The sequence below is a fragment of the Sphingomonas sp. UYP23 genome (assembly GCF_054059235.1).
The window spans coordinates 1-2,500 of record NZ_JBSSBX010000001.1; the positions used below are offsets into that span (position 1 = coordinate 1).

The 2,500-nt window shown below is 53.9% G+C and carries 2 rRNA genes (1 of these 2 cut by a window edge); both read right to left on the bottom strand.

Annotated features, from left to right (window positions below):
- Positions 1-21: 21 nt before the first annotated feature.
- Positions 22-136 (bottom strand): 5S ribosomal RNA (gene rrf / locus ACVWYO_RS00005).
- Between the two features lie 183 nt (positions 137-319).
- Positions 320-2,500 (bottom strand): 23S ribosomal RNA (locus ACVWYO_RS00010) (it continues 617 nt past the right edge of the window).

Below are 2,500 nucleotides of genomic sequence, written 5' to 3' on the forward strand. Positions count from 1 at the left end.
TTTGTGTTCACCGGCTTCAATGCCTGGCGACGACCTACTCTTCCATCGCTTAAGCGATAGTACCATCGGCGCAGTCAGGTTTCACGGCCGAGTTCGGGATGGGATCGGGTGGGGCACTGACGCTATAGCCACCAAGCAATGGAGCCGGTGAACAGCAAAAGGTTCGGGTTCTCTGGAAGCCCCGCCTTGCGGCGGAGCTCCTAAAATCGGTGCACGTTTACGACAATCTGAAGATGGTAGTTGTTAATCAGGCGTTGCATTTGATCATCCGCCATCTGTGACGTGCTGGTTACCCAGGATTGTCATTGATGGTGGGACTCTCAAGCGCGAATAGAGCAATTAGTATCGGTTAGCTCCATGCGTTACCGCACTTCTACATCCGATCTATCAACGTCATGGTCTCTGACGGCTCTATGAAATCTTATCTCGAGGGAGGCTTCCCGCTTAGATGCTTTCAGCGGTTATCCCGTCCATACATAGCTACCCTGCTGCGCTCTTGGCAGAACGACAGGTACACCAGAGGTATGTTCAACCCGGTCCTCTCGTACTAGGGTCAACTCCTCTCAAATTTCGACGCCCACGGCAGATAGGGACCAAACTGTCTCGCGACGTTCTGAACCCAGCTCACGTACCACTTTAATTGGCGAACAGCCAAACCCTTGGGACCTGCTCCAGCCCCAGGATGTGATGAGCCGACATCGAGGTGCCAAACAACCCCGTCGATATGAGCTCTTGGGGGTTATCAGCCTGTTATCCCCGGCGTACCTTTTATCCGTTGAGCGATGGCCCTTCCACGAGGGACCACCGGATCACTATGACCGACTTTCGTCTCTGCTCGACTTGTCAGTCTCGCAGTCAGGCGGGCTTATGCCATTGCACTCTAACAGACGGTTTCCAACCGTCCTGAGCCCACCATTGCGCGCCTCCGTTACTCTTTAGGAGGCGACCGCCCCAGTCAAACTACCCGCCACAGAGGGTCCCTGATCCAGTTTCATGGATCGAGGTTAGACATCAGAAACAAACAGGGTGGTATTTCACCTATGGCTCCACGTCAGCTGGCGCCAACGCTTCATAGCCTCCCACCTATGCTACACAGTTTCTTCCTAATGCCACTCTGAAGCTGCAGTAAAGGTGCACGGGGTCTTTCCGTCTAACCGCGGGAACCCCGCATCTTCACGGGGAATTCAATTTCGCTGAGCATGTCCTGGAGACAGTGGGGAAGTCGTTACGCCATTCGTGCAGGTCGGAACTTACCCGACAAGGAATTTCGCTACCTTAGGACCGTTATAGTTACGGCCGCCGTTTACCTGGGCTTCATTTCAGAGCTTGCACCCCTCCACTTAACCTTCAGGCACCGGGCAGGCGTCAGGCCCTATACGTCGTCTTGAAGCCGACTTAGCAGAGCCCTGTGTTTTTGCTAAACAGTCGCTACCCCCTGGCCTGTGCCCCCCAACAGAGCTTGCGCTTAGTTGGGGCCTCCTTCTTCCGAAGGTACGGAGGCAATTTGCCGAGTTCCTTCAGGACACTTCTCTCAAGCGCCTTGGTATACTCTACCTGACCACCTGTGTCGGTTTCGGGTACGGTCTATACGGTGGGGCTATTTCCTGGGACCTCTTCGAAGCCTTCCCAATCCAATAAGGGAAGACAACACACGAGATCCGTCACACACCACCAGGTCACGGAATATTAACCGTGTTCCCATCGACTACCCCCTTCGGGCTCGTCTTAGGGGCCGACTCACCCTGCGCGGATTAGCCTTGCGCAGGAACCCTTGGTCTTTCGGCGAAAGGGCATCTCACCCTTTTTATCGCTACTCATGTCTGCATTCGCACTTCCGATACCTCCACGACCCATTACCAGATCGCTTCACAGGCTTACGGAACGCTCCGCTACCGCGTACCATAGAAATGGCACACCCTAAGCTTCGGTGCGTGTCTTGAGCCCCGTTACATCTTCGCCGCAGAACCTCTTATTTAGACCAGTGAGCTGTTACGCTTTCTTTAAAGGATGGCTGCTTCTAAGCCAACCTCCTGGTTGTTTTGGAAGTTCCACATGCTTTCCCACTTAGACACGACTTGGGGACCTTAGCTGTAGGTCAGGGCTGTTTCCCTTTTGACGACGGACCTTAGCACCCGCCGTCTGTCTCCCGGATAGTACTCTTGGGTATTCGGAGTTTGGTTAGAGTTGGTAGGTCTCGCGACCCCCGCATCCATCCAGTGCTCTACCCCCCAAGGTATTCGTCCGAGGCACTACCTCAATAGTTTTCGCGGAGAACCAGCTATTTCCCGGCTTGATTGGCCTTTCACCCCTAAGCACAACTCATCCGGTAACTTTTCAACGTTAATCGGTTCGGACCTCCAGTGCGTGTTACCGCACCTTCATCCTGGTCATGCATAGATCGCCGGGTTTCGGGTCTAATACATCAAACTCTGGCGCCCTATTCAGACTCGCTTTCGCTGCGCCTACACCTAACGGCTTAAGCTTGCTTGATACATTAAGT